The organism is Kitasatospora sp. NPDC001159, assembly GCF_053598235.1.
The window spans coordinates 1-25770 of the sequence record NZ_JBSFJV010000103.1; the positions used below are offsets into that span (position 1 = coordinate 1).

A 25770-nucleotide genomic window follows, 5' to 3' on the forward strand; every position below is an offset into this window, starting at 1 on the left:
TGCTGATGTCGCAATCCACACCTGGCCAGAAGGCCCTCACTCATTTCAAGATCACCCGGCCGTGAGCCCTGTCACCAACCTCCGTGGTCAGTACATCTAGGGCCTGTCCGCTCGTTCCTTCTCTCCGACCTGCGAGGTCACCGTTGTGCGCCTACGGTGAAAGGTCATCAGCAGTAGTCGGACGGAGGACCCGAGGGTGACCACCGAGCAGCGGACCGCGAAGTCGGAGCGACTGGCGAGGCGATCGTACGAGCGGGAGCTGCTGCGGCTGCAGCAGGAGCTGGTGAAGCTCCAGGAGTGGGTGCGGGTCGAGGGGGCCCGCGTGGTGGTGGTCTTCGAGGGGCGGGACGCGGCCGGCAAGGGCGGTGCGATCAAGCGGGTCACGGAGTACCTGAACCCGCGCATCGCCAGGGTCGTGGCGCTTCCCACCCCGACCGAGCGGGAGAAGACCCAGTGGTACTTCCAGCGGTACGTCGAACCCCTGCCGGCGGCCGGGGAGATCGTGCTGTTCGACCGCAGCTGGTACAACCGGGCCGGGGTCGAGCGGGTGATGGGCTTCTGCACCGACGAGGAGTACTGGCAGTTCCTGCACCAGTGCCCGACCTTCGAGCAGATGCTGATCGAGGCGGGCATCCTGCTGCGCAAGTACTGGTTCTCGGTGAGCGACACCGAGCAGCAGCGGCGGTTCCAGGACCGGCTGGAGGACCCGATGAAGCGCTGGAAGCTCTCCCCGATGGACGTCGAGTCGATCAAGCACTGGGAGGACTACTCGCGGGCCAAGGACGAGATGTTCCTGCACACCGACACCCCGGACTCGCCCTGGCACGTGGTGGAGAGCGACGACAAGCGCCGGGCCCGGATCAACATGATCGCCCACCTGCTCTCCACCGTGCCCTACCACGAGATCACCCCGCCGAGGATCGAGCTGCCGCCCCGCCCGGCCCCGCGCGGCTACCAGCGGCCCCCGCGCGATCTGCAGAAGTACGTCCCGGACCACGCCGCCGGGCTGGACTAGGGGGTCGTCCGGACGGACGCGTGGTGTTGCCGGTGCCGCGGACCGGCCGTGCGATGGGACGTGCGCACCACGAGGAGTTCGAGGCGGTCGTGCTGGACCGCCGTCCGCCGCATGGGTAACGGTGTCGGCGGCCTCGCATAGGCTTCCGGTGTGGACGAACCGGACCTCTTCACCGCCGCCGCCGAGGAACGCCAGAGCAAGGAGCCCGGGCGGGCGCCGCTGGCCGTACGGATGCGCCCGCGCACCCTGGACGAGGTGGCCGGGCAGCGGCAGCTGCTGAAGCCCGGGTCCCCGCTGCGGCGGCTGGTCACGAACTCGCGCGGGCCGGCCGCCACCAGTTCGGTGATCCTCTGGGGGCCGCCCGGCACCGGCAAGACCACCCTCGCCCATGTGATCAGCCAGGCCGTGGAGGGCCGATTCGTCGAGCTGTCCGCGATCACCGCCGGGGTCAAGGAGGTCCGGGCGGTGATCGACGGCGCCCGGCGGGCGGTCGGCATGTCCGGCAAGGAGACGGTGCTTTTCCTGGACGAGATCCACCGCTTCTCCAAGGCCCAGCAGGACTCGCTGCTGCCGGCCGTGGAGAACCGCTGGGTCACCCTGATCGCGGCCACCACCGAGAACCCGTACTTCTCGGTGATCTCCCCGCTGCTGTCCCGCTCGCTGCTGCTCACCCTGGAGTCGCTGACCGACGAGGACATCCGGGCGCTGCTGCGCCGCGCGGTGGCCGACGAGCGCGGCCTGGAGGGTGCGCTGGAGCTGACCGCGGAGGCCGAGGACCACCTGGTGCGGCTGGCCGGCGGGGACGCCCGGCGGGCGCTCACCACGCTGGAGGCGGCGGCCGGGGCGGCGCTGGAGAAGGGCGAGGCGAGCATCACGCTGGCCACCACGGAGACGGCCGTCAACCAGGCGGCGGTGCGCTACGACAAGGACGGCGACCAGCACTACGACGTGGCCAGCGCGCTGATCAAGTCGATCCGCGGCAGCGACGTGGACGCCACCCTGCACTACCTGGCCCGGATGATCGAGGCGGGGGAGGACCCGCGGTTCATCGCCCGGCGGCTGATGATCTCGGCCAGCGAGGACGTCGGCCTGGCGGATCCGACGGCACTGCAGACGGCGGTGGCGGCGGCCCAGGCGGTGGCCCTGATCGGCTTCCCGGAGGCCCGGATCATCCTGTCCCAGGCGGCGATCGCGCTCGCCCTGGCGCCCAAGTCCAACTCGGCCTACCTGGCGATCGACGCGGCGCTGGCGGACGTCCGGCAGGGCCTGGCTGGGGCGGTGCCGCCGCACCTGCGGGACGCCCACTACGGCGGCGCGGGCAAGCTCGGCCACGGCAAGGGCTACCAGTACCCGCACGACCTGCCGGAGGGCATCGCGGCCCAGCAGTACGCGCCGGACGCGGTGCACGGCCGGGAGTACTACCAGCCGAACCGGCGCGGCGGCGAGGTCCGGTACGCGGACACCGTGGAGTGGACGCGCGGACGGCTGCGGGGGGAGCGCAGGGTGGAGAAGAAGGCCGCGAAGGCGGTCGAGAAGACCGAGGCGAAGGCCGACCGGCAGCCCGAGGAAGAAGCGGACTGATCCACCGGTATACTTCGTCGGAGTGCCGTGTCCCGGGACGGCGGCGGGGGAGACCCCACCGACCGGCCGCACCAGCGGGGCACCGGCCGTAGGCCTCCGTCAGGAGGCCCGCACCAGGAGCGTCGCGCACCTTTTCGGTGTCGCGGACGGCCCGGCTTCCGGGCCCTTCGTGTGACCAGCACTTTCGTGCCCGGCTCCGGAGAGCGGCTGACCCTCGCGCAGGCGGTGGGTTTTCTCCGGGTCGCGACATGCGACCTCCGTCAACACCTGGTGAAAGCCGTATTCGTAAGCAAGGAAGGTTTGGTTCATGGCGAACCAGAAGCGTCCCAAGGTCAAGATCGCGCGTGCGCTCGGTGTGCCGCTGACCCCGAAGTCCGTCAAGTACTTCGAGGCCCGCCCGTACCCGCCCGGCCAGCACGGCCGCGGTCGCAAGCAGAACTCGGACTACAAGGTCCGTCTGCTCGAGAAGCAGCGTCTTCGCGCCCAGTACGACCTGAGCGAGAAGCAGCTGTCGCGTGCGTTCGACCGCGCGAAGAAGGCCGAGGGCAAGACCGGTGAGGCGCTCGTCGCCGAGCTGGAGACCCGTCTGGACTCGCTGGTGCTGCGTTCGGGCATCGCCCGCACCATCTACCAGGCCCGCCAGATGGTCGTCCACGGCCACATCGAGGTCAACGGTGGCAAGGTCAACAAGCCGTCGTTCCAGATGAAGCCGGGCTACGTGGTCACCGTCCGCGAGCGCAGCAAGGAGAAGGTCCCGTTCCAGGTCGCCCGTGAGGGTGGCTACGCGGGTGAGGGCCAGACCCCGAAGTACCTCGAGGTCAACCTGAAGGCCCTGGCCTTCCGCCTGGACCGTGCGCCGCAGCGCAAGGAGGTCCCGGTGATCTGTGACGAGCAGCTGGTCGTCGAGTACTACTCGCGCTGACCCGCGCTCGGTTCCGCAGTTCGCGAAACCACCAGCGAGCCCCCGTCGCCTTTCGAGGCGGCGGGGGCTCGCTGTTTCCCGCCCGGGGCCCTAGAGGTCCTCGCCGGTCATCGCGGCGGCCAGCCTCAGGTGCGGGCGGGCCTCCTCGGCGCGGCCCTGGCGCTCAAGGGTGCGGCCGAGCATCAGCCGGGCGTAGTCCTCGGCCGGGTCGAGGTCGAGGATCCGGCGCAGTTCGGCCTCGGCGCGGCCGAGCTGGGCGGAGTGGTAGTAGCTGCGGGCCAGCAGCAGCCGGACGGAGAGGTTGGCCGGCTCCTCGGTCAGCACGCCTTCGAGCATGCGGGCGGCATCGGCGTACGCCTTGGACTCGAAGTAGAAGTTCGCGAGGCGGTACTCGTCGTGGACGGCCATGGTGCTCCTTCCGGGTGGTTACTGCCTCCTCAAGCAATGGACAAGTTTCAACTATTCCGCACCGGCGAGGGAGCCGGCGCGGGCGGCACTGAGAAGGGGCCGGGGCCCGGCTCCGGGCCGTCCGAGGAGTCCCCGCCCCCGAGCGCCCGGGAGACGGCGGCGTCCAGGTCCAGCCGGGTGCCCGCCCGGTAGCAGTCCTCGTACTCCTGCTCGGACAGCCCGGCCCAGGCCCGCTCGGCGCACTCCTGGTGGGTGCCGAAGAAGGAGCGCGAGCCCAGGAAGGGGTTGCCGACCGCGCGCCAGATCCGGTGCGCGGCGCCCTGCAGCACCCGGGCCTCGCACAGGTCGGCCGGCTCGCCCGGGCCGCCCGGCTCGGTCTCCAGCAGCGCCAGCAGGTCGATCCCCAGCACGATGCCGAGCAGGTCGTGGAAGAGGTGGTTCAGCCGTACGCACTCCCTGGCCAGGGCCCGGGCCGGCTGGACCGCGCCGTCCAGGTAGTGCGAGTACGCCGTCGCGTACAGCGCGTAGGCGTACGCCCACTGCTCGCCGTGCTGCTCGCACACCGCGCGGGCCTGGCCGAACCAGAGCTCGCCGCTGTCCAGGTCGCCCTGGAAGAGGTGGGCCAGGCCCAGCTCGATCATGGCCATCACGACGTTGCTGTTGAGCTCGCCGATGGTCCGGTAGTGCCAGAGCGCCTCCTCGAACAGCTCGGCGGCGCGCCCCGGGTCGTCGCCGATCAGGGCGGCGCACCCCTGGCGGTGGACGGCGTAGGCGAGCGCCCGGTCGTCGCCGGTGTCCAGGGCCTGGCGGCGGCATTCCTCCAGCGCCGGACGGGCCGAACCGGGGTCGCCCTGCAGGGTGGCCATGTAGCCGGTCACCCAGAGGGCCTTGGCACGGGCCTCGGTGGGTTCGCGGTCCAGCGCGAGCGCGCGGTCCAGCCAGTGCCGGCCCTCGCCGAGGTGGCCGCAGCCGACCCAGTAGAACCACAGGGTGCCGGCCAGCAGCAGGGCGATCTGCTCCTCGCCGGGCTCGACGAGGCAGAACTCCAGCGCGGCGCGCAGGTTGGTGTGGGCGAGCCGGGTGCGCTGGGCGGTCTCGGCCTGTCGGGGGCCGAACCACTCGACCTCGCCCCAGGTGGCGACGCCCAGGTACCAGTCCCGGTGGCGGAGCAGCAGCCGTGGCTCCCCGCCGGCGGCGCGCAGCCAGTGGCCGCCGTACTCGCGCAGGGTGTCCAGCAGGCGGAAGCGGACGCCGAAGGCGCTGTCCTCGCGCAGCACGACGGACTTGGCGACGAGTTCGTCGAGCAGGTCGAGCACGTCCTCGGGCTCGATGCCGTCGCCGGCGCAGACGTACTCGGTGGCCTCCAGGTCGAAACTGCCGGCGAAGACCGACAGGCGGGCCCAGAGTAAACGTTCCTGCACTGTGCACAGCTCATGGCTCCAGCCGATCGTGGTGCGCAGGGTCTGATGTCTGGGCAGGGCCGTTCGGCAACCCCCGGTGAGCAGTCGGAAGCGGTCGTCCAGCCGGGCGGTGATCTGCTCCATCGACAGCGCCCGCAGCCGCCCGGCGGCCAGCTCCACGGCCAGCGGAATGCCGTCCAGCCGGCGGCAGAGCAGGCTGACCGCCTCCGCGTTGGTCTCGGTCACCTCGAAGGAGGGCAGTACCGCCCGGGCCCGGTCGGCGAACAGCTGCACCGCGTCCGGCAGCACGCCCGCAGGTCCGTTCGGCGGCGGGCCGACCGGCAACGGGGCCAGGGTCAGCAGGTGCTCGCCCGAGGCCCGCAGGGCGGAGCGGCTGGTGGCCAGCACTCGCAGCCCCGGCAGCGCGCGCAGCAGCGCGTCGGTCAGCTCGGCGCAGGCCTCCACCAGGTGCTCGCAGCCGTCCAGCACCAGCAGCAGGCGCCGCCCGGCCAGCTGCTCGCCCAGGACGTCCAGCGGCGGGCGGGCGGTGCCGTCGGTCAGCCGCAGCGCCTCCAGGACGGCGTGGCCGAGCAGCAGCGGGTCCTGCACGGGGGCCACGTCGACCAGCCAGGCGCCGTCCGGGAAGGCGCCGGCCGCCCGGGCCGCGGCGCGCAGCGCGAGCCGGCTCTTGCCCACCCCGCCGGGCCCGGTCACGGTCACCAGCCGGGCGCCGGTCAGCAGCCCCGCGAGTCTGACCAGTTCCCGCTGCCGCCCGACGAAGCCGGTCACCTCGGCTGGCAGTCGGCCGGGCCCCGGCTCGCGCGGCCACGCCTCGGGCTGTGCTGTCCAGTCGCCGGCCAAGCGTTGCTCCCCGTCGTTCCGGGCCCGGACCGTCACGGTCCGGACGTGCGTCGGGCCGTACGGGCGACGGCCCGCCTGGCAGAACGAGGTGACCGGCCGGTAGGTTACGCGCGCTGTTCGCACACCCGGGCGAGGCCGCGGGCGACAACCCGGTCCGGAAACCGGGCGTGGGCGCGATAGGGTTCGGTGTGGAATCAGCAAGGCGAGGGAGCGCGCAGAAGTGTCCGTGGGAGAGCTGGCCGGATTGCTCGTCGCCGTGTTCTGGGCGGTCCTGGTCACCCTGCTCGCCGTGGTGCTGGTCCGTCTCTCGCGGGTGCTGAAGGAGGCCACCGTCCTGGTCTCCGCGGTCACCGAGCAGGCCGTGCCGCTGCTGACCGAGGCGGGCGCCGCGGTGCGCAGCGCCAACGAGCAGCTGGAGCGGGTCGACGAGATCACCGCCAACGTGCAGGACGCCGCCGCCAACGCCAACGCGCTGTCCTCCACCGTGGCCGCCACGCTGGGCGGACCGCTGGTGAAGGTCGCGGCCTTCAGCTACGGCGTCCGCAAGGCCGTCACCAGGCAGCAGGGCAATCTGCCGTCCGTGCCGATGCAGGCCGGCGAGCGCGACGAGCTGGCGCGGCTGGTCCGGGCCGAGGTGCGCGCCGCGACCGCGCCCAGGAACGGCCTGCTCTCCAGGGTCCGGCGCGCGGTGAGGGGCTGACGACATGGCACGCATCTTCTGGATGGCGGTCGGCGCCGGCGCCACCGTCTGGGCCATGAAGAAGGCCAACGAGGCCGCGCAGCGGCTCACCCCGGACAGCCTCTCCGGCACCGCGGCGCGCGGTGCGCTGCACCTGGGCGACCTCGCCAAGCAGTTCGCCCAGGACGTGCGGGCCGGCATGACCGAGCGCGAGGAGCAGCTGAAGGACGACCTCGGACTGCGCGGCACCGCCGTCGTCGAGCCCCGCAACACCCGCCGGGTGCTGCGCGGCGAGCCGCAGTACCGAGCTATCTCGGCGGCGCCCGGCAGCCCGGCCGCCGCCCTGCCTCCGCCCCGCGGTCCCCGCGCTCTGCCCAATGGTGCCCGCACCGCCCCAGCCACCGAAGAAACGCCCCGCCGCGCCCTGCCGCCGCGGGGCGGCACCCCGAACCGGAAGGACCACTAATGGAGTCGGCTGAGATCCGCCGCCGCTGGCTGCGCTTCTTCGAGGAGCGCGGTCACACCGTCGTTCCGTCGGCGTCCCTGGTCGCCGACGACCCCACCCTGCTGCTCGTCAACGCCGGCATGGTGCCGTTCAAGCCCTACTTCCTGGGCGAGGTCAAGCCGCAGTTCTCGCGCGCCACCAGCGTCCAGAAGTGCGTGCGCACCCTGGACATCGAGGAGGTCGGGAAGACCACCCGGCACGGCTCCTTCTTCCAGATGTGCGGCAACTTCTCCTTCGGCGACTACTTCAAGGAAGGCGCCATCAAGTTCGCGTGGGAGCTGCTCACCACTCCCGTCGCGGACGGCGGCTACGGCCTGGAGAAGGAGAAGCTCTGGATCACCGTCTACAAGGACGACGACGAGGCCGAGCAGATCTGGCGTGACGTCATCGGCGTGCCCGCCGAGCGGATCCAGCGCCTCGGCATGAAGGACAACTTCTGGTCGATGGGCGTCCCCGGCCCGTGCGGCCCGTGCTCGGAGATCAACTACGACCGCGGCCCCGCGTACGGCGAGGAGGGTGGCCCGGCCGTCAACGGCGAGCGCTACCTGGAGATCTGGAACCTGGTCTTCATGCAGTACGAGCGCGGCCACGGCGACGGCAAGGACGGGTTCGAGATCCTCGGCGACCTGCCGAGCAAGAACATCGACACCGGCCTCGGTCTGGAGCGCCTCGCCGCCATCCTGCAGGGCGTCGACAACCTCTTCGAGATCGACACCAGCCGGATGATCCTCGACCGCGCCGCCGAGCTCACCGGCCACACCTACGGTGCCGACCACAAGTCGGACGTCTCGCTGCGCGTGGTCACGGACCACATCCGCACCGCGCTGATGCTGGTCGGCGACGGCGTCACCCCCGGCAACGAGGGCCGCGGCTACGTGCTGCGCCGCATCCTGCGCCGCGCCATCCGCAACATGCGCCTGCTGGGCGCCACCGAGCCGGTGGCCGAGGAGCTCATCGACGTCGCGATCAAGGCGATGGCCCCGCAGTACCCCGAGCTGGAGAGCGACCGCAAGCGCATCGAGACGGTCGTCATCGGCGAGGAGGCCGCCTTCCTGCAGACCCTGAAGGCCGGCACCAACCTGCTGGACGCCGCGGTCACCGAGACCAAGCAGTCCGGCGGCGTGGTGCTCTCCGGCGAGCAGGCGTTCAAGCTGCACGACACCTACGGCTTCCCGATCGACCTCACCCTGGAGATGGCCGAGGAGCAGGGCCTCCAGGTGGACGAGTCCGGCTTCCGCCGTCTGATGCAGGAGCAGCGGGACCGCGCCAAGGCGGACGCCAAGGCCAAGAAGATGGGCCACGCCGATGTCGCCGCGTACCGCGACGTCGCCGACAAGTCGGGCGCCAGCGTCTTCACCGGCTACACCCTGACCGAGGGCGAGGCCACCGTGGTCGGCCTGCTGGTGGACGGCGTCCCGTCGCCGGCCGCCTCCGAGGGCGACGAGGTCGAGATCATCCTCGACCGCACCCCGTTCTACGCCGAGGGCGGCGGCCAGCTCGCCGACCACGGTCGGATCCGGCTGGAGTCCGGCGCGGTGGTGGAGATCCGCGACGTGCAGCAGCCCGTCCCGGGCGTCACTGTGCACTCGGGCGGCGTGCTGTTCGGCGAGGTCGTGCTGGGCGCCTCGGCGTACGCCACGATCGACACCGAGCGCCGCCGGGCGATCGCCCGTGCCCACTCGGCCACCCACCTGACCCACCAGGCGCTGCGCGACGCGCTCGGCCCGACGGCCGCCCAGGCCGGTTCCGAGAACGCCCCGGGCCGCTTCCGCTTCGACTTCGGCTCGCCCGCCGCCGTTCCGGGCAGCGTGCTGGTGGACGTCGAGCAGAAGATCAACGACGTGCTGGGCCGCGAGCTGGACGTCACCGCCGAGGTCATGACGATGGACCAGGCCCGCAAGGCCGGCGCCATCGCGATGTTCGGCGAGAAGTACGGCGACGAGGTGCGGGTCGTCTCGATCGGCGACTTCTCCAAGGAGCTGTGCGGTGGCACGCACGTCGGCAACACCGCCCAGCTGGGCCTGGTGAAGCTGCTCGGCGAGTCCTCGATCGGCTCCGGCGTGCGCCGCGTGGAGGCGCTGGTCGGCGTCGACGCGTACAAGTTCCTGGCCCGTGAGCACACCGTGGTCTCCCAGCTCACCGAGCTGGTCAAGGGCCGCCCGGAGGAGCTGCCGGAGAAGATCTCGGGCATGCTCGCCAAGCTCAAGGACGCCGAGAAGGAGATCGAGCGCTTCCGCGCCGAGAAGGTGCTGGCCGCCGCGGCGGGCCTGGCCGACTCGGCCGAGGACGTGCACGGCATCGCCGTGGTCGCCGCCCAGGTCGCCGACGGCGTGGGGGCGGACGAGCTGCGCAAGCTGGTCCTGGACGTGCGCGGCCGCCTGGGCTCGCGCCCGGCCGTGGTCGCCGCGTTCACCGTGGCGGGCGGCCGCCCGCTGACCGTGATCGCCACCAACGAGGACGCCCGCGGCCGCGGCATCAAGGCCGGCGAGCTGGTCCGGACCGCCGCCAAGACCCTCGGCGGCGGCGGTGGCGGCAAGGACGACGTCGCCCAGGGCGGCGGCTCCAACCCGGCCGCGGTCGACGAGGCCATCGCCGCGGTGCGCGGCCTGGTCGCGGAGCGCGCCTCCTGATGATCGAGCAGGAGCCGAAGCCCTTCCGGCGTGGACGGCGGATCGCCGTCGACGTCGGCGACGCCCGGATCGGGGTCGCGTCCTGCGACCCCGACGGGGTGCTCGCCACGCCGGTGGAGACCGTCCCGGCCGGGGTGAAGTCGCAGGCCCGGATCGCCGCGATCGTCGAGGAGTACGACGCGATCGAGGTGATCGTCGGGCTGCCGCGCTCGCTCAGCGGCAAGGAGGGGCCGGCGGCGGAGAAGGTCCGCGCGTACGCCGCCCGGCTGGCCAACCGGCTCTACCCGGTGTCGGTGCGGCTGGTGGACGAGCGGATGACGACCGTCACCGCGACCCACGGGCTGCGCGCCTCGGGGGTCAAGGCGAAGAAGGGCCGCTCGGTGGTCGACCAGGCCGCCGCAGTGGTGATCCTCCAGACCGCCCTTGAGTCCGAACGGGTGAGCGGACGCCCGCCCGGTGAGAATGTCGAGGCGGTCGGCTGACCGGCCTGCTCTAACGTCCCGGTGAGGGGTCCGTGCGGACGCGTCCGCACGGACCCTTTTTCGTTCGATTCCGTGTCCGTTTCTGGTCGGTACAGATCGATGCAGATTGATACAGATCGATGTGAGCGACTCGGACTGATTCGGAGCGATTCGGGACCGCCGAGGGGGCGCGAGCCATGACCGACCAGGACTTCCACCCGGGGCTCACCCCAGGACACCTGGGTGCGCCGGTGCTGGAGCCGGAGGGCCGTCCCCCGGGCGCGCCCCGGCCGTGCTCCGATGCGCCGGATCCGCACCGGCGGCGCAACGGACTGGCCTGCGGGCTCACCGCGTTCGCGCTGATCGCCGTGTTCGGCGGGATCGGGCTGACCGCCTACACCTGGTTGCGGGGACAGCGCAACCCCCCGGCCGCCGCCGACTACGCGGGGCAGGGCAATGGCAGCGTCCAGGTCTCGGTGCCGGAGGGCGCGGGCCTGTCCCAGATCGCCTCCGCGCTGGTCCGCAACGGGGTGGTGGCCAGCTCGCTCGCCTTCACCAGGGCGGCGAAGGGCAGCGCGGCCGCCGCCGGGCGGATCCAGCCCGGGACGTACACCCTGAGGCAGAAGATGTCGGCGGTCGCGGCACTGGCCGTCCTGATCGACCCGGCCAACGCCAACGGCCTCACCATTCCCGAGGGTTGGCGCTGCTACCAGATCTACGCGGCGATCGACAAGAAGCTGAAGCTGCCCGAGGGCACCACGCAGAGGACGGCCAAGGAACAGGGCGCCGAGCTGGGTCTGCCGGACTTCGCCAACGGCAGCCCGGAGGGCTACCTGTTCCCCGCGACGTACAGCGTCACCGACGGGACCACCGCGCTGGACATGCTGAAGCAGATGGTCTATCGGGCTGGCAAGGAGTTCAGCCGGGACGACGCCAACGTCGTGGCGCAGACCCTCGGGCAGAGCCTGTACGGGCTGGTCACCGTCGCCAGCATGGTCCAGGGGGAGGCCGACAACACCGAGGACATGGGCAAGGTGGCCCGGGTCATCTACAACCGGCTGGCCAAGGGCATGCCACTGCAGCTGGACTCCACCATCAACTACGCGCTCGGCCGCTCGACCCTGAACACCTCGGTCTCCGACACGAAGCTGGTCTCCCCGTACAACACCTACCTGCACCCCGGGCTGCCCCCGTCGCCGATCTCCAACCCCGGGCGGCAGGCGATCACGGCGGCGCTGGACCCGACGCCGGGGGACTGGCTGTACTTCGTGACCGTGAAGCCGGGGGACACCCGCTTCACCGACAGCTTCGAGGTGCAGCAGCGCAACGTGGCGGAGTTCAACGCCGTTCGGGCCGCGGGGAAGCCGAGCCCCTCGCCCTCCGGGCCGGCCGCCCCCACGGCCTCGACCACGGGCGCGGCGATGCCGTGATGGTCCGGTGCGTCGACGGTGAGGTCGCTCGCTGACGGTATGTCCGCCCGGGCGGGGGTACGGCTGCGGTACGGTAACGTCTCCTCCCAGGCGCTGCGCTAGCACGCCGGTTCGAGAATCAGCCGGGACGGAGTCGTCCCGGACGGCCGGTCCGATCCTCCGGTCGTCACCGTCGGTTAAGGGGATCAATGACCGATCTGGGTCGGGGCTATGGCCCCCAGGGCGAGCCGTGGCACCCCGGTGATCCCGGGTACGGCGGCGGGCAGCCGGTCCCCGGCCAGCAGGACGGCCAGTGGCAGCAGCAGTACCCGCAGCAGGGCCAGCAGCAGGCGTATCAGCAGCAGATGCAGCAGCAGGGATACCCCGAGGGGTACCAGCAGCAGGGCCACCCCCAGCAGATGATGGCGCCGCAGCAGCAGATGCCGCAGCAGGGCTTCGAGCAGGGCTATCCCCAGCAGCAGATGCAGCAGGGCCACACGCAGCAGATGATGGCGCCCCGGCAGCAGATGCCGCAGCAGGGCTTCGAGCAGGGCTACCCCCAGCAGCAGATGCAGCAGGGCCACTCCCAGCAGATGATGGCGCCGCAGCAGCAGCAGCAGCAGATGCCGATGCAGCAGCAGGGCATGCAGCAGCAGGTGCCGCAGCAGGCCCGGCCGGCCGCGCCCGCCTCCGGCCCCGGTCCGGACGGGATCGACTGGGAGGCCGAGGCCGCCGCGCTGGAGTCCGGCGCCGACCCGGTCGGCGGCGCGCACGAGCCCGCGGCCGAGGAGTGGGACGGCCAGGAGGACGGGCACTACGAGGAGGACGGGTACGTCGAGGAGCACGCGGAGGTCGAGGAGGCCGGCTTCCTCGGCGAGCAGGACGACTCCCGCGAGGCCCAGAAGAAGCGCAAGGAGAAGGGCAAGAAGGCCGGTCGCCGCAACGGCGGCGCCTGCCTGCTGGTCGCGCTGGTGCTGCTCGGCGCCCTGGGCGGGGCCGGCTGGTGGGGCTACGGCTTCTACCAGGCCCACTTCGGCCCACCGCCGGACTTCCCGGGTGAGGGCACCGGTTCCGTCCAGGTCGAGGTCAAGCAGGGCGCGGTCGGTGGCCAGATCGGTCTCATGCTGAAGAACGCCGGTGTGGTCAAGAGCGTCGACGCGTTCACCAAGGCCTGCAACGCCGAGCCCAAGTGCGGCACCATCCAGTACGGCTTCTACGGGATGAAGAAGGAGATGTCGGCGGCCGCCGCGCTCAAGGAACTGCTGGACCAGGCGGGCGGTGCGGCCATCGTGATCCCGGAGGGCAAGAACTCCTCAGAGATCTTCGCGATGATCGACACCAAGCTGAAGCTGCAGAAGGGCGCCACGGCGAACGTCGCCAAGGCCCAGGTCAACGACCTCGGCCTGCCGGCGTACGCGAACGGCAACGTCGAGGGCTTCCTCTGGCCGACCCGTTACAACACCGCCGACGGCATGAAGCCCGAGGACCTGCTCAAGCAGATGGTGAAGAACGCCACCGACAAGTACGCGAGCCTGGACGGCCAGGCCGCCTCGGTGGGCCTCAAGAACGGCTACGAGGTGATCATCGAGGCGAGCATCCTGCAGCGCGAGGGCAACAACACCGCGGACTTCGCCAAGATGGCCAAGACCATCCAGAACCGCCTGGCCAACGAGCCCGAGACCCACCACCGCCTCGGCATGGACACCACGCTGCAGTACTCGCTGGGCCGCAAGGATCTCACCAAGAGCGACATGGACAACGCGTCCAACAAGTACAACACCTACATCAACCCCGGCCTGCCGCCGACGCCGATCTCCAACCCCGGCGACGACGCGATCAACGCGGTGCTGCACCCGGCGGACGGCAAGTGGCTGTACTTCATCGCGATGTCCCCGACCGAGACCCGCTTCGCCGAGACGGCCAAGGAGCATTACGCCAACGTCAAGGAGTACTGCCAGGCGGCCGGCCAGGGCTTCGACGAGGCCCGCGGCCACTGCACCAGCAAGTAGCCCGCAACGGTAACCCGCCCACGGAGAGGCAGCGTTGACCAGCAAGCACCGGGCGGCCGTCCTCGGTTCGCCGATCGCCCACTCGCTCTCGCCGGACCTGCACCGGGCCGCCTTCGCGGCGCTCGGGCTGGACGGCTGGCGCTACGACCGCTTCGAGATCGACGAGGCGGCCCTGCCGGGCTTCGTCGCCGGGCTGGACGAGGCCGAGTGGGCCGGGCTGTCGCTGACCATGCCGCTCAAGCGGGCGGTCATCCCGCTGCTGGACGAGGTCAGCGCGACGGCCCGCTCGGTGGACGCGGTCAACACCGTGGTGTTCACCGCCGACGGCCGGCGCACCGGGGACAACACCGACGTCCCCGGGCTGGTGAACGCGCTGCGCGAGCGCGGCATCACCGAGGTGTCCGCCGCGGCCGTGCTGGGCGCCGGGGCCACCGCCTCCTCGGCGCTGGCGGCGCTCGCCCAGGTCTGCACCGGCGAGGTGACGGTCTACGTGCGCAGCGCCGAGCGGGCCCGGGAGATGGCCGAGCTTGGCGAGCGGCTGGGCGTGGTCGTCCGGACCGCCGACTGGGAGCGCGGGGCGGAGGCGCTGGAGCGGCCGCTGACCGTCTCCACCACGCCGGTCGGTGCCACGGACGGCTTCGCGACCGGGCTGCCCGCCGTGCCGGGGGCGTTGTTCGACGTGCTGTACCACCCGTGGCCGACGGCGCTGGCCGCCGCCTGCGCCGAGCGCGGGTCGACCGTCCTGGGTGGGCTGGACCTGCTGGTGCACCAGGCGGTGCTGCAGAGCGAGGCCTTCACCGGGCGGACGCCCGGACCGCTGGCGGCGATGCGCGAGGCGGGCGAGAAGGCGCTGGCGGGGCGCTGAGTTGCAGCATGCGGCCGGTCCACGGCCGGATGGTGACCGGTTGCTGTCCGTCACGCGGACTGTGACCCCGGGTGCCGCTGGGGCATGAAAGGATTCAGGCACAAGGCACGCCCGGGGCGGGCCGCGGCGGTGCCGTGGGCCGGTCCGCTGATGAAGGAGCTCCGTTGGGTACGTTGCGCTGGCTGACGGCGGGGGAGTCGCACGGCCCCGCACTCGTCGCGACGCTGGAAGGCCTGCCCGCCGGTGTACCGGTCACCACCGCCGTGGTGGCCGACGCGCTGGCGCGCCGCCGGCTCGGTTACGGCCGCGGGGCGCGGATGAAGTTCGAGCAGGACGAGGTGACCTTCCTCGGCGGTGTCCGGCACGGGCTGACCATGGGCAGCCCGGTGGCGATCATGGTCGGCAACACCGAGTGGCCGAAGTGGGAGCAGGTCATGTCGGCCGACCCGGTCGACCCCGAGGTGCTGGCGGGCCTGGCCCGCAACGAGGCGCTGACCCGCCCCCGGCCCGGCCACGCCGACCTGGCGGGCATGCAGAAGTACTCGATCGACGAGGCCCGGCCGATCCTGGAGCGCGCCAGCGCCCGGGAGACGGCCGCCCGGGTCGCGCTGGGCGCGGTCGCCCGCTCGTACCTGAAGGAGACCTGCGGGATCGAGATCGTCAGCCACGTGGTCGAGCTGGCCGCAGCCAAGGCGCCGGCCGGCGTGCTGCCGCTGCCCTCGGACGAGGCCCGGCTGGACGCCGACCCGGTGCGCTGCCTGGACGTGGACGCCTCGAAGGCGATGGTCGCCGAGATCGACCAGGCCCACAAGGACGGCGACACCCTCGGCGGCGTGGTCGAGGTGCTCGCGTACGGCGTGCCGGTGGGCCTCGGCTCGCACGTGCACTGGGACCGCCGGCTGGACGCGCGGCTGGCCGCCGCGCTGATGGGCATCCAGGCGATCAAGGGCGTCGAGGTCGGCGACGGCTTCGAGCTGGCCCGGGTGCCGGGCTCGAAGGCGCACGACGAGATCGTCCCCACCCCCGAGGGCGTGAAGCGCACCTCCGGCCGCTCCGGCGGCACCGAGGGCGGCCTGTCCACCGGTGAGGTGCTGCGGGTGCGCGCCGCGATGAAGCCGATCGCCACCGTGCCGCGGGCGCTGCAGACCCTGGACGTGCGCACCGGCGAGCCGGCCAAGGCGCACCACCAGCGCTCGGACGTCTGCGCGGTGCCGGCCGCCGGCATCGTCGCCGAGGCGATGGTCGCGCTGGTGCTGGCCGACGCGGTGAACGAGAAGTTCGGCGGCGACCACGTGTCGGAGACCCGCCGCAACGTGCAGAACTACCTGGAGCACCTGATCATCCGATGATCACTCCTGTTGTGGTGCTGGTCGGCCCGCCCGGCAGTGGCAAGTCCACCGTCGGGCGGGCCCTGGCCGAGCGCCTGGGCGTCGGCTTCCGGGACACCGACGCCGACATCGAGGCGCAGGCCGGCAAGCCCATCCCGGAGATCTTCATCGACGAGGGCGAGCCGCACTTCCGCGAGCTGGAGGTGGCGGCCGTCGGCGCCGCCGCCACCGGGTACGGCGGGGTGCTGGCGCTCGGCGGCGGCGCGGTGATGGCCGAGGCCACCCGGGAACTGCTGCGCGAGTTGCCGGTGGTCTTCCTGGAGGTCCCGCTGGGCGACGCGGTCAAGCGGGTCGGCCTGGACGCCCCGCGCCCGCTGCTGGCCGTCAACCCGCGGGCCCGCTGGCGCGAGCTGATGGAGGCCCGCCGCCCCCTCTACCTGGAGGTGGCCACCGCCGTGGTCGACACCGCCGGCCGCACGCCCGGGCAGGTCGCGGACGCCGTACTGGAAGCACTGGAGCTGAAGACCCCCCATGACTGACAACACCGTCAGGATTCACGTCGGCGGCAGCGCCGGCCACGACCCGTACGACGTGCTGATCGGGCACCAGCTGCTCGGTGAGCTGGCGCCGCTCATCGGCACGCGTGCCAAGCGGGTCGCGATCATCCACCCCGAGGCGCTGGCCGCCACCGCCGACGCCATCCGCGACGACCTGCTCGGCGAGGGGTACGAGGCGATCGCGCTCCAGGTGCCCAACGCCGAGGAGGCGAAGAGCGCCGAGGTCGCCGCGTACTGCTGGTCGGTGCTCGGGCAGACCGGCTTCACCCGCAGCGACGTCGTCGTCGGCCTCGGCGGCGGCGCCACCACCGACCTGGCCGGCTTCGTCGCCGCGACCTGGCTGCGCGGGGTGCGCTGGATCTCCATGCCCACCACGCTGCTCGGCATGGTCGACGCGGCCGTCGGCGGCAAGACCGGCATCAACATCGCCGAGGGCAAGAACATGGTCGGCGCCTTCCACCCGCCGGTGGGCGTGCTGGCCGACCTCGGCACCCTGGAGACCGTGCCCAAGCACGACTACGTCTCCGGCCTCGCCGAGGTCATCAAGTGCGGATTCATCGCCGACCCGGCCATCCTCGACCTGATCGAGGCCGACCCGGAGGGGGCCAGGACCCCGGCCGGCCCGCACACCGTCGAGCTGATCCGCCGGGCCATCCAGGTCAAGGCCGACGTGGTCTCCGGTGACCTCAAGGAGTCCGGTCAGCGGGAGATCCTCAACTACGGCCACACCCTGGGCCACGCCATCGAGCGCAACGAGCGCTACAAGTGGCGGCACGGCGCGGCGATCTCCATCGGCATGGTCTTCGCCGCCGAACTCGGCCGTCTGGCCGGGCGGTTGGACGACGAGACGGCCGACCGGCACCGCACCGTGCTGGCCTCGGTCGGCCTGCCGCTGAGCTACCGGGCGGACGCCTGGCCGAAGCTGCTGGACGCGATGAAGATCGACAAGAAGTCGCGCGGCGACCTGATCCGCTTCATCGTCCTGGACGGCCTCGGCAAGACCTCCGTGCTGGAGGGCCCGGACCCGTCGCTGCTGGTCGCCGCCTACGCGGAGGTCTCCTCGTGACCCGGGTGATGGTGCTCAACGGCCCCAACCTCGGCCGGCTGGGCAGCCGCGAGCCGGACGTCTACGGCGCCACCTCGTACGCCGGACTGGTCGAGCGCTGCACCGCGCTGGGCAAGGAGTTCGGCTTCGAGGTCGAGGTGCACGAGACCAACTCCGAGCAGCAGATGGTGGAGTGGCTGCACGAGGCGGCCGACGGGCAGGTGCCCGTGGTGATCAACCCGGGCGCGTTCACCCACTACTCGTACGCGATGCGGGACGCCGCCGCGCAGCGCACCGCGCCGCTGATCGAGGTGCACATCTCCAACCCGTACGCCCGGGAGACCTTCCGGCACAACTCGGTGATCGCCGCGGTGGCCTCCGGCACCATCGCCGGCTTCGGGATCGGGTCGTACGAGCTGGCGCTGCGGGCGCTGGCGGAGCAGCTCACCTCGCGGTGAGCTTCGGCCGACCTGAATCGGCGTCGGCTGACGCGAGTTGATCCGAACTGATCTGACCTGATCTGAGCTGACCCGGGCCGCCTGCGGGTTGACGTGAGCTGATGTCGGCCGAGGTCAGAGCGGGTGGGGCGAACCGGCGGCCCGGCAGCGGACTGTGCCCGCTGCCGGGCCGCCGTGTAGTGTCCCCGCTGAGAGGTGTCGGGAGGTGCCGTGACGCAGTACGCCGGAGGTGGGCAGGTCCCGCCGCGTCCCGCCGCTCCGCCGGTGCCACCGGGGAGCGGTACGGGGGTCTCCCCGTCGGGGGCGCCGGTTCCGCCGCCTCCTCCGCCGCCTCCGCCGCCTCCGCCGCCTCCGTCGGTTCGGCCGCCGGCCGCTCCGGCGCCTTCCGCCGGTCCTGTGGCTGCCCCGGCTCCCGGGCCGGTGCCCGCTCCGGTTCCCGCCGCCGTTCCGGTACCGCCGCCTCCGGTCGCGCCCGCACCCGCTCCGGCACCTGCTCCGGCACCTGCTCAGGCTCCGGCACCTGCTCAGGCTCCGGCACCTGCTCAGGCTCCGGCACCTGCTCAGGCACCGGCGCCCGCTCAGGCACCCGCCGCACCCGCTCGGGCCGCGGCGCCGCAGCCCGCGCCGAGTGCGCCCGTGCCGGCCGGGGGCACCGGGCACTTCGTGCTGCCCACCGGCACGCCCGTCCAGCTCCCCGCCCACCCGCTGCAGCGGCACGCGCCCGCCGGGCCGATCGCCGTGCTGCTGATCGGCCCCGCCGGGGCGGGCAAGACCACCGTCGCCCGGTACTGGGCCGAGCGCCGGGCCACCCCGACCGCCCACATCAGCCTGGACGACGTCCGCGAGTGGGTGCAGTCCGGCTTCGCCAACCCGCAGTCCGGCTGGAACAACGCCTCCGAGGCCCAGTACCGGCTGGCCCGCCGCACCTGCGGTTTCGCCTGCCGCAACTACCTGGCCAACGGCATCTCCTGCATCATCGACGACGCCGTCTTCCCGGACCGCCCGGCGATCGGCCTCGGCGGCTGGAAGCGGCACATCGGGCCCGGCATGATCCCGGTCGTCCTGTTGCCCAGCCTGGACTCGGTGCTGCAGCGCAACGCCCGCCGCAGCGGCAACCGGCGGCTCGGCGACGAAGAGGTGGCGCGGATCCACGGCCGGATGGCCGGCTGGTACAACTCCGGGTTGCCGATCATCGACAACTCCTACCTGGACATCGCCGGGACGGCCGCCGAGCTGGACCGGGTGATCCTGGCCCGGCTGATGGGCATGCCGGTCCGCTGACGGGTGCCCTCGCTGACCTGCGGCTTCGTGGAGCTGTCGGTGGCGGCTGCGATGATGGACCCCGTCCTGCCGTACGACTTCTGGGGGAGCTGACGCCCGTGCCGGAAGGCCACATCATCCACCGCCTCGCCGTAGAGAACCGGAAGGCCTTCGGCGACCGCCCGGTCCAGGTCTCCAGCCCGCAGGGCCGGTTCGCCGACGAGGCCAAGGTGATCGACGGGCAGCTGCTCACCGGGGCCGAGGCCACCGGCAAGCACCTCTTCCTCGGCTTCGAGGAGGGCGCCTGGGTCCACATCCACCTGGGCCTCTACGGCGGCTTCACCTTCGGCACCGGCCCCGCACCCGACCCGGTCGGCCTGATCCGGCTGCGGCTGGCCAACGACGACGGCTACGCCGACCTGCGCGGCCCCAACACCTGCAAGCTGATCACCGACGCCGGGAAGGCGGCCGTCGCCGCCCGGCTCGGCCCCGACCCGCTGCGCGCCGACGCCGACCCGGAGGCCGCCTGGCGCCGGATATCGGGCAGCCGGACGACCGTCGCCGCGCTGCTGATGGACCAGAAGGTGCTGGCCGGCGTCGGCAACGTCTACCGCGCCGAGGTGTTGTTCCGGCACAACATCAACCCGCACCGGGCCGGCCGCGACCTCACCCGCCGCGAGTGGGACGCGATCTGGGCCGACCTGGTCGCGCTGATGCACGAGGGAGTCGCCGCCGGCCGGATCGACACCGTCCGCCCCGAGCACACCCCCGAGGCGATGGGCCGCCCGCCCCGGGTGGACGACCACGGCGGCGAGGTCTACGTCTACCGCCGCGCCGCGATGCCCTGCCTGGTCTGCGGCACGGACGTCCGGACCGAGGAGCACGCCGCCCGCAACCTGTTCTGGTGTCCGACCTGCCAGACGGCCTGACCAGCTGATCCGCCAGTCGGCCGGCTCGCACTCATCAGGGCGGCTCGCGGCGCCGCTTCACGCGGGACGGGCGGCCCCGAGTCTCGGTCAGCCCGCGGCCGCGGTGGGCTCGTGGCGCTCGGTGGCGGCGCACTCGTCGAGGAGAGGGCGCGTGCTGTCGTCCACGAGCCGGTAGCGCACCACGCGTCCGTCCTTCTCCCCGGTGACCACGCCCGCCGTGCGGAGCAGCCGCAGGGCCTGGGAGACGGCGGGGTCGCGCATGCCGGTGGCAACCGCCAGGTCGGTGACGGCGAGCGGCCCGGCCCGGTGCAGGGCGAGCAGCAGGGCGAGCCGTCCGGGGTCGGAGAGCAGGGAGAACCGCTCGGCCCAGGACCGGACGTGCGCGGTGTCGCCGATGGCGGCGATGGCCTCGCAGACCCGGTGTCCGTCGATGGTGCGGTGGCCCGCGCGGTCGGCCGGTACGAGATGCATGCGCACATTCTTGCAGGCAGGGGCTTGTGATCCTGAACACCTGCACAAGTGCGCAGCCTTGCGAGGGTGGCGTCGGGCCCTTACGGTGTTCCCCGCCGTGGTGCTCGGGAAGACCGGTGACGGACCCTCAGGGGTCCCAGTCCGGAGCGGCCCTCGCCACTGTGATCGGGGGAGAGTTGTCCGAACCCACGTGCCACTGGGCGCCTCGTGCGCCTGGGAAGGCGGGTCCGGAAGCCCCGTAAGCCAGGAGACCGGCCACGGCATCTCACGAAGTCATTCCACGAGGTGCTGGAGCGTGATCCGAAGATGACCCTGCCCGCAACCGCCACTCCTGCTGAGGCGGCCCCCGCCGTCCTGCCCACCTTCAGGTGGAAGCGCGAGGACACCATCCGCACGGCCGGGCTGATGGGGGTGATCCTGGCCATGCACGTGGTGGCCTTCGGGACGCTCATCTTCCTGGTCGCGCCCCACAACTACGCGGTCGGTACCCAGGTCTTCGGGGTGGGCCTGGGCATCACCGCGTACACCCTCGGCATGCGGCACGCCTTCGACGCCGACCACATCGCGGTGATCGACAACACCACCCGCAAGCTGATGGCGGACGGCAAGCGGCCGGTCTCGGTCGGCTTCTGGTTCGCCCTCGGGCACTCCTCGATGGTGGTCGTCATGGCCGCCCTGGTGGCGGGCGGCGCCCAGCTGGCGAACACGCTGATGGACGACGAGTCGACCACCCACAAGTGGCTCGGGATGGTCGGCACCACCACCTCCGGCGTCTTCCTCTACCTGATCGGCGCGCTCAACCTGGCGGCGCTGCTCGGCATCATCAAGGTGTTCCGCGCGATGCGGACCGGGCAGTACGACGAGGCGGAACTGGAGCAGCACCTCAACTCGCGCGGCTTCATGGCGCGGGTGCTGAACCGGGCGACGCGCTCGATCACCCGCCCCGGGCAGATGTTCCCGGTCGGCATGGTGCTGGGCCTGGGCTTCGACACCGCGACCGAGGTCACCCTGATGGTGATGGCCGGCTCGGGCGCGGCGGCCGGGCTGCCCTGGTACGCGATCGTCTGCCTGCCGCTGCTGTTCGCGGCCGGGATGAGCCTGTTCGACACCCTGGACGGGACGTTCATGAACTTCGCGTACCAGTGGGCCTTCTCCAACCCGGTGCGCAAGGTGTACTACAACCTGACCATCACCGGGCTGTCGATCGCGGTGGCCTTCATCATCGGCACCATCGAGCTGGTCGGCGTGCTGCACGAGAAGCTCGACCTGACCGACCCGGTCACCGGGTTCATCGCGGACATCTCACTGGACAACGTCGGGTACGCGATCGCCGGGCTGTTCGTGGTGGTGTGGGCGATCGCGATCGCGTACTGGAAGCTGGCCGGCGTCGAGAAGCGCTGGACGCTCGCGGAGTAGCCCGTCGGTCACGCTGCCGCGAGCAGCAGCGTGCCCGCGACGGCGAGCCCGGCGCCGACCACCTGGACCGGGCGCAGCCGCTCCTTCGGCACCCCGCGCGCCAGCAGCGCGGTGACCACGGGGTAGAGCGAGGCGAGCACGGCGGCCACCGCCGCCGAGCCGCCGTGCGAGGCCGCCGCGTACGTGGCGTTGCCGGCGACGTCGGCCAGCCCGATGCCGGTGAGCAGGGGGCAGCCGGGGGCGCAGCTCCGACAGCAGTCCGGAGGTGTCGGTGCCGCGCGGCCGATCAGCAGCGCGGCGCCGCCGACGGCGATGTTGACGAGCCGCTGGACGCACAGTACGAGCAGCAGCCCGCCGCCGGCCGAGGCGTGGGCGATCAGGGCCATGTTGGCGCCGAAGCCGAACGCGGCGGCCAGGGTGAGCAGCAGGGCCCTGCGGGCGGCGGACGGCCCGCCGCGTTCGGGTCCGCCGGCCAGCACCACGCCGGTGACGGCCACCGCGATGCCGGCCATCTGGACGGGACCGGGCTGCGCGCCGAGCGCGGCCACACCCTGGACGCCCTCGCCGCCCGCTCCGGAGTGAGCCGCGGCATGATCGTCCAGATCGAGCAGGGTCGCACCAACCCAAGTGTGGCCACCGTGGTCCGGCTCGGCGACGCGCTCGGTGTCTCGATCGCCACGCTGCTCGACTACGAGGAGGGCCCGGACGTCCGGATCATCCCCGGTGACCAGGCCGTCCCGCTCTGGACCGGGGTGCGCGGCGGGACCGGCACCCTGCTGCACGGGATCGAGGCGCCCGGGCCGCTGGAGCTGTGGGAGTGGCGGATGGAACCGGGCGAGGAGTACTCCTCGGAGCCGCACCCGGCCGGGACGGTGGAGACCGTCCGGGTCGACGAGGGCGAGCTGACCCTGGTGCACGACGGCGCGGACCACCCGGTGCCGGCCGGTAGCACGGTCTCCTTCGACGCCTCGTACGCGCACGTCTACCGCAACGCGGGGGAGCGGGTGCTGCGGCTGACCATGGTGGTGTCGGTCCCGCCGCCGCGCTGAGGCCGCTTGTCGCGGCCCGAAGCGGCGCCTTCCCGGAGTGAGGAGGCGCCGCTTCGGCTTGTCGTCAGTGCGGTTGCCGTAGCGCCACGGCGCACGCGCCGGGGCACGCACTGCTGCGCCAACTCCATCCGACCGCCCGCCGTTCGGCCGCCGCCCCGACCGGCACCCCCTGCGCGGCGACCGGGGTGCAGCAGCTCGGCTGCACCGCGGAGGGGCTGGACGTCGACGCAGTGTGGCGGGCGGTGGCGGGAGTGGGCTGTTCGGCAGCTCCGCGGAGGCGGCAGCATGCGGGGAGCGGGGGGTTGGAGCGGATCGCGGAGAGGGCGAATCCGCCGGGCGGGCCGGAGCGCGAGAACGCCCCGGGTGCGTCTCGTGGCGGCGCTCGGCGGGCGGTTTGGGGTGGGGCTTCGTAGGCTCGACGCATGGCGGATACGTACGCAGGTCGGCGGGAGCGGGTGAGGGAGCACTGCAGTGCGGCCGGGGCCGATGCGGCGCTGGTTACTCGGGCGGCGAACGTGCGGTATCTGACGGGCTGCGCGCCCTGTGGGGCGACCTTGCTCCTGACCCGGGAGCGGGCGCTGCTCGCGTTGCCGGACGACCTGCCGCCGGACGACTCGGGGGAGCACCTGATCGTCGCGGACGTCACCCAGGTGCCGGTGTCGGCAGGGACGGACACCGCGCTGGCCGCCGCTGCCGCCGCCGCGCGGCTGGGGGTGCGGGACCTGGCGGTGGAGGAGCACGACCTGTCCGTCACCCGGCACCGGGCGGTGGGGGGCCTGGCGGAGGGCGCCCGGCTGGCGGACCTCGGCCAGGTGGTGGAGCGGCTACGGGTGGTCAAGGACGAGCACGAGATCGCCGACCTGCGGATCGCCGCCGAGATCGCCGACCAGGCACTCGGCGAGCTGCTGGAGTCGATCCTGGTCGGCCGTACCGAGCGGCACCTCGCGATGGAGCTGGAACGCCGGATGATCGACCACGGGGCCGACCGGGCCGCCTTCCCGGTCTCGGTCGGCACCGGCAACCACTCCGGCCAGCCCGCCCACCAGCCCACCGACCGCCGGGTGGAGGAGGGCGACTTCCTCACCGTGGTGATGGGCGCCCAGTACCGCGGCTACGGCATCTCGACCGCCCGGACCTTCGTGATCGGCGCCGCCCCCGAGCCCTGGCAGGTCGAGCTGCACCGGCTGGTGTTCCGCGCCCAGCGGGCCGGTCGGGAGGCGCTCGGGCCGGGTGTGGAGCAGTGCGTACCCGACCGGGCCGCCCGGCAGGTCCTGGAGGCGGCGGGCCACACCGAGACCTCGCCGCACCCGGTGGGTCACGGCATCGGGCTGGAGATCCGGGAGGCGCCGCGCCTCGGTCCGTCGGACATGGGTAAACTGGACAGCCGCGTGCCGGTCACCGTCGGCCCAGGGGTGCACCTCCCGGGCAAGGGCGGGGTCCGGATCGAGGACACGCTCGTCGTGCGCCCCCTCGAGGAGGGCGGGCCCGAGCTGCTCACCATCACCACCAAGGAGCTCCTCGCCCTGTGACGGCGGCCCCCGAAGGCCGTCGGCGGCAGGACGCAAACCCTTGGTTCCTTGACAGCTATATCCAGGAGTAAGTGCGCCCGTGGCTTCCACGAACGATCTCAAGAACGGCATGGTCCTCAAGCTGGAGGGCGGCAAGCTCTGGTCCGTCGTCGAGTTCCAGCACGTCAAGCCCGGCAAGGGCCCGGCCTTCGTGCGTACCAAGCTCAAGGAGGTCCTGACCGGCAAGGTCGTCGACAAGACCTTCAACGCGGGCACCAAGGTCGAGACGGCCAACGTGGACAAGCGCGGCATGCAGTTCTCGTACAAGGACGGCGAGAACTTCGTGTTCATGGACATGGACACCTACGACCAGCTGACCGTCGAGCCGGCCGTCGTCGGCGACGCCGCCAAGTACCTGCTGGAGGGCTTCGAGGCCCTGGTCGCCACCAACGAGGGCGCGGTCCTGTACATCGAGCTCCCGGCCGCCGTCGAGCTGGTCATCGCCGAGACCGAGCCGGGCGTCCAGGGCGACCGCTCCACCGGTGGCACCAAGCCGGCCACCCTGGAGACCGGTGCCGAGATCCAGGTGCCGCTCTTCATCACCACCGGTGAGAAGGTCAAGGTCGACACCCGCGACGGCAGCTACCTCGGCCGGGTGAAGTAAGTCCGTGTCGGCCGCACGTAGCAAGGCCCGTACCCGGGCCTTCCAGATCCTCTTCGAGGCCGACCACCGCGGGGTCGACCCGCAGCAGGTCCTCGCCGACTGGGTGGCCCGCGCCCGCGAGCCGAAGCCCGACGAGGGCACCCCGCAGGTGGGCGAGTACACCATGGAGCTCATCGAGGGGTACGTCCAGCACGCTCGTCGCATCGACGAGCTCATCGAGCAGTACGCGGTGGGCTGGACCCTCGACGAGATCAACAAGCAGTCCGAGGGCATCTACTCGGTCATCGACCTGAAGGCCACGCCTGAGGTCGTCAAGGAGCTCGACCGCCAGCTGGGCCTG

At 72.2% G+C, this 25770-nt stretch carries 25 protein-coding genes, 1 pseudogene and 1 riboswitch; of the genes and pseudogenes, 21 read left to right on the top strand and 5 right to left on the bottom strand.

Going from position 1 to position 25770, the window contains the following annotated elements; all coding sequences use genetic code 11:
- Positions 1–196 precede the first annotated feature (196 nt).
- From ppk2 to rpsD, 3 genes are all read left to right on the top strand, one after another.
- On the top strand, positions 197–1015 hold the full coding sequence (ppk2, locus tag ACWC9T_RS34075; protein WP_449824929.1) for a polyphosphate kinase 2: 819 nt from the start codon (positions 197–199) through the stop codon (positions 1013–1015).
- 150 nt (positions 1016–1165) lie between these two features.
- On the top strand, positions 1166–2596 hold the full coding sequence (locus ACWC9T_RS34080; protein WP_449824930.1) for a replication-associated recombination protein A: 1431 nt from the start codon (positions 1166–1168) through the stop codon (positions 2594–2596).
- A gap of 307 nt (positions 2597–2903) precedes the next feature.
- Positions 2904–3518 carry a 30S ribosomal protein S4 gene (gene rpsD, locus ACWC9T_RS34085; RefSeq protein ID WP_270148363.1) on the top strand — a complete coding sequence of 205 codons (615 nt, stop codon included), beginning with the start codon at positions 2904–2906 and terminating at the stop codon, positions 3516–3518.
- Positions 3519–3608: 90 nt separating this feature from the next.
- On the opposite strand, the gene ACWC9T_RS34090 is transcribed toward rpsD, so the two are convergent.
- Together ACWC9T_RS34090 and ACWC9T_RS34095 are read right to left on the bottom strand one after the other, a co-directional pair.
- Positions 3609–3926 carry a tetratricopeptide repeat protein gene (locus tag ACWC9T_RS34090; protein ID WP_449824931.1) on the bottom strand — a complete coding sequence of 106 codons (318 nt, stop codon included), beginning with the start codon at positions 3924–3926 and terminating at the stop codon, positions 3609–3611.
- Between the two features lie 47 nt (positions 3927–3973).
- Positions 3974–6187, bottom strand: coding sequence for an ATP-binding protein (locus ACWC9T_RS34095; RefSeq protein WP_449824932.1), 2214 nt, complete (start codon positions 6185–6187; stop codon positions 3974–3976).
- Between the two features lie 220 nt (positions 6188–6407).
- On the opposite strand from ACWC9T_RS34095, the gene ACWC9T_RS34100 reads away from it, so the two are divergent.
- The 5 genes from ACWC9T_RS34100 (at position 6408) to mltG (ACWC9T_RS34120) (ending at position 11892) form a co-directional block, all read left to right on the top strand.
- Complete coding sequence (locus ACWC9T_RS34100; protein ID WP_449824933.1) at positions 6408–6887, top strand: DUF948 domain-containing protein; 480 nt, start codon at positions 6408–6410, stop codon at positions 6885–6887.
- Positions 6888–6891: 4 nt separating this feature from the next.
- Entirely contained in the window at positions 6892–7332 is a 441-nt protein-coding gene (locus ACWC9T_RS34105) for a DUF6167 family protein (protein WP_449824934.1), read from the top strand.
- Positions 7332–10001: an alanine--tRNA ligase gene (alaS, locus tag ACWC9T_RS34110; protein ID WP_449824935.1), complete on the top strand. Its 2670-nt coding sequence runs from the start codon at positions 7332–7334 to the stop codon at positions 9999–10001. Before ACWC9T_RS34105 ends, alaS begins: the two co-directional genes overlap by 1 nt.
- On the top strand, positions 10001–10483 hold the full coding sequence (gene ruvX / locus ACWC9T_RS34115; RefSeq protein ID WP_449824936.1) for a Holliday junction resolvase RuvX: 483 nt from the start codon (positions 10001–10003) through the stop codon (positions 10481–10483). The genes alaS and ruvX overlap by 1 nt, the downstream gene beginning before the upstream one ends.
- A gap of 176 nt (positions 10484–10659) precedes the next feature.
- Entirely contained in the window at positions 10660–11892 is a 1233-nt protein-coding gene (mltG, locus tag ACWC9T_RS34120) for an endolytic transglycosylase MltG (RefSeq protein WP_449824937.1), read from the top strand.
- Between the two features lie 185 nt (positions 11893–12077).
- Here mltG (ACWC9T_RS34120) and ACWC9T_RS34125 read toward each other — a convergent pair whose 3' ends face one another.
- The gene (locus tag ACWC9T_RS34125; protein ID WP_449824938.1) at positions 12078–12368 is read right to left on the bottom strand and encodes a hypothetical protein; all 291 of its coding nucleotides are present in this window, start codon (positions 12366–12368) and stop codon (positions 12078–12080) included.
- Between ACWC9T_RS34125 and mltG (ACWC9T_RS34130) the strand changes: the two genes are divergently transcribed.
- The 8 genes from mltG (ACWC9T_RS34130) to ACWC9T_RS34165 all read left to right on the top strand — a co-directional run bounded on the left by mltG (ACWC9T_RS34130) (position 12354) and on the right by ACWC9T_RS34165 (position 20322).
- Complete coding sequence (gene mltG, locus ACWC9T_RS34130; RefSeq protein ID WP_449824939.1) at positions 12354–13880, top strand: endolytic transglycosylase MltG; 1527 nt, start codon at positions 12354–12356, stop codon at positions 13878–13880. The genes ACWC9T_RS34125 and mltG (ACWC9T_RS34130) overlap by 15 nt on opposite strands.
- Before the next feature lie 34 nt (positions 13881–13914).
- Entirely contained in the window at positions 13915–14745 is an 831-nt protein-coding gene (locus ACWC9T_RS34135) for a shikimate dehydrogenase (protein WP_449824940.1), read from the top strand.
- Positions 14746–14909: 164 nt separating this feature from the next.
- Positions 14910–16094 carry a chorismate synthase gene (aroC, locus tag ACWC9T_RS34140; protein ID WP_449824941.1) on the top strand — a complete coding sequence of 395 codons (1185 nt, stop codon included), beginning with the start codon at positions 14910–14912 and terminating at the stop codon, positions 16092–16094.
- Positions 16091–16612, top strand: a complete 522-nt coding sequence (locus ACWC9T_RS34145; RefSeq protein ID WP_449824942.1) for a shikimate kinase — start codon at positions 16091–16093, stop codon at positions 16610–16612. Before aroC ends, ACWC9T_RS34145 begins: the two co-directional genes overlap by 4 nt.
- Positions 16605–17696 (top strand): 3-dehydroquinate synthase, encoded by a 1092-nt coding sequence (gene aroB / locus ACWC9T_RS34150; RefSeq protein WP_449824943.1) that lies wholly within the window; start codon positions 16605–16607, stop codon positions 17694–17696. Before ACWC9T_RS34145 ends, aroB begins: the two co-directional genes overlap by 8 nt.
- 8 nt (positions 17697–17704) lie before the next feature.
- A complete protein-coding gene (aroQ, locus tag ACWC9T_RS34155) occupies positions 17705–18133 on the top strand; it encodes a type II 3-dehydroquinate dehydratase (RefSeq protein ID WP_355669991.1) in 429 nt (142 codons plus the stop codon).
- Between the two features lie 396 nt (positions 18134–18529).
- Positions 18530–19414: an AAA family ATPase gene (locus ACWC9T_RS34160; RefSeq protein WP_449824944.1), complete on the top strand. Its 885-nt coding sequence runs from the start codon at positions 18530–18532 to the stop codon at positions 19412–19414.
- Between the two features lie 98 nt (positions 19415–19512).
- Positions 19513–20322: an Fpg/Nei family DNA glycosylase gene (locus ACWC9T_RS34165; protein WP_449824945.1), complete on the top strand. Its 810-nt coding sequence runs from the start codon at positions 19513–19515 to the stop codon at positions 20320–20322.
- An 87-nt stretch (positions 20323–20409) separates the two neighbouring features.
- On the opposite strand, the gene ACWC9T_RS34170 is transcribed toward ACWC9T_RS34165, so the two are convergent.
- Positions 20410–20793 (bottom strand): ArsR/SmtB family transcription factor, encoded by a 384-nt coding sequence (locus tag ACWC9T_RS34170; RefSeq protein ID WP_449824946.1) that lies wholly within the window; start codon positions 20791–20793, stop codon positions 20410–20412.
- Between the two features lie 81 nt (positions 20794–20874).
- Positions 20875–21067, top strand: a riboswitch (cobalamin riboswitch).
- Positions 21068–21099: 32 nt separating this feature from the next.
- On the opposite strand from ACWC9T_RS34170, the gene ACWC9T_RS34175 reads away from it, so the two are divergent.
- Entirely contained in the window at positions 21100–22209 is a 1110-nt protein-coding gene (locus ACWC9T_RS34175) for a HoxN/HupN/NixA family nickel/cobalt transporter (protein ID WP_449824947.1), read from the top strand.
- 8 nt (positions 22210–22217) lie between these two features.
- Here the strand turns inward: ACWC9T_RS34175 and ACWC9T_RS34180 are convergent.
- Positions 22218–22748 (bottom strand): annotated as a pseudogene (locus ACWC9T_RS34180) (EamA family transporter); the annotation flags it as partial.
- Between ACWC9T_RS34180 and ACWC9T_RS34185 the strand changes: the two are divergent.
- The 4 genes from ACWC9T_RS34185 to ACWC9T_RS34200 all read left to right on the top strand — a co-directional run.
- Entirely contained in the window at positions 22722–23258 is a 537-nt protein-coding gene (locus ACWC9T_RS34185; protein WP_449824950.1) for a helix-turn-helix domain-containing protein, read from the top strand. The pseudogene ACWC9T_RS34180 and the gene ACWC9T_RS34185 overlap by 27 nt on opposite strands.
- A gap of 422 nt (positions 23259–23680) precedes the next feature.
- Entirely contained in the window at positions 23681–24787 is a 1107-nt protein-coding gene (locus ACWC9T_RS34190) for a M24 family metallopeptidase (RefSeq protein ID WP_449824948.1), read from the top strand.
- 79 nt (positions 24788–24866) lie between these two features.
- Positions 24867–25430 (top strand): elongation factor P, encoded by a 564-nt coding sequence (gene efp / locus ACWC9T_RS34195; RefSeq protein WP_355669804.1) that lies wholly within the window; start codon positions 24867–24869, stop codon positions 25428–25430.
- A 4-nt stretch (positions 25431–25434) separates the two neighbouring features.
- Positions 25435–25770 (top strand): transcription antitermination factor NusB (locus ACWC9T_RS34200; protein WP_449824949.1); only part of this gene is annotated, 336 nt, incomplete at its 3' end.